Below are 277 nucleotides of genomic sequence, written 5' to 3' on the forward strand. Positions count from 1 at the left end.
CTGTGAACCCCGTATGTGAACAATGTTCACAGCCATTCGGTTGAGGTAACTGAAGTTCTGCTTTTGGATTCAAATGCTTAAACAGTTGTGTTTCAAAAGTATCGGCTTCACGCCATGTCACACAATGACTACATAAGGTGCGCACTAAACGCTGTGCAATGACACCAATCAACGAACTCGACAGCAAAAACGGTTCAATGCCCATATCTTTTAAGCGGGTCACCGCACCAATGGCTGTATTGGTATGCAGTGTAGATAGAACCAAATGCCCTGTGAG

The 277-nt window shown here is 44.8% G+C and carries 1 protein-coding gene; it reads right to left on the reverse strand.

Features of this window, described 5'->3' with window-relative positions; all coding sequences use genetic code 11:
• Nucleotides 1-277: ATPase, T2SS/T4P/T4SS family (locus ACG9ZB_RS17290; RefSeq protein ID WP_419326853.1), on the reverse strand; the 277-nt coding region annotated here is incomplete at both ends.

The sequence above is a fragment of the Acinetobacter johnsonii genome, assembly GCF_048551975.1.
GTDB lineage: Bacteria > Pseudomonadota > Gammaproteobacteria > Pseudomonadales > Moraxellaceae > Acinetobacter > Acinetobacter johnsonii_A.